1 protein-coding gene is annotated in these 863 nt (G+C 80.4%); it reads left to right on the forward strand.

Annotated features, from left to right (window positions below; genetic code table 11):
- Positions 1–38: 38 nt before the first annotated feature.
- On the forward strand, positions 39–863 hold an 825-nt coding region (locus tag NWP10_RS12170), incomplete at its 3' end, for a site-2 protease family protein (RefSeq protein WP_258301077.1).

Consider the following 863-nt stretch of genomic DNA (forward strand, 5'->3'; position numbering starts at 1 on the left):
GAGGACGCCCCCGCCCCCGCCGGCCCGGGCGGGCGCGCGTGAGCGGCGCCGCCGCGCGTCGCACCGGCTCCCTCCGCCTGGGCTCCGTGGCCGGGGCGCCCGTGCTGCTGTCCTGGACGTGGCTGCTCATCACCGCCGCGATCGTCCTGGCCTTCGGCCCGCAGATCCGGCGCGCGCTGCCCGAGCTGGGCGCCGGCGCCTACGGGGTCGCCCTCGGCTACGCCGTGCTGCTGGCCCTGTCCGTGCTCGTGCACGAGGTCGCCCACGCGTTCGCCGGCCGCGCCGCGGGCCAGCGGGCCGAGGAGGTCGCCCTCACCCTGTGGGGCGGGCACACCCAGTTCCGCGGCGCGCACGCCGGGCCGCTGGGCACCGTGCTCACCGCGATGGCCGGCCCGGCCGCCAACCTCGCCCTCGCCGGGCTCGCCCACCTGGCCGCCCGCGCGGTGGACGGGCCCTCCGTGGCCGCCCTGCTGCTGGACGTCACGGTGTGGGCGAACCTGCTGCTCGCGGCCTTCAACGCCCTGCCCGGCGCCCCGCTGGACGGCGGGCGGATGGTGGAGTCCGCCGTGTGGGCGGCCACCGGGTCCCGGGACCGCGGCGTCGAGGCCTCCGGCTGGGCCGGACGCGTGATCGCCGCCGGGATCGTCGCCGCCGCCCTGCTGGCGCCGCTGCTGCAGGGCCGGACCCCGGACGTGCTGTTCACCGTGCTCCTCATCTGGGCCGCGCTCACCCTGTGGCGCGGCGCCGGCGACGCCGTGGCGCGGGGGCGGTGGGGCCGGCGGCTGGCCGGGCTGCGGCTGGCGGACCTCGAGCTGGCCGCCGTCGCCGTCCCCGAGCACCTCTCCGTGGCCGAGGCCCTGGCC

This window comes from Micrococcus sp. HG099 (assembly GCF_024723355.1).
Classification (GTDB): domain Bacteria; phylum Actinomycetota; class Actinomycetes; order Actinomycetales; family Micrococcaceae; genus Micrococcus; species Micrococcus endophyticus.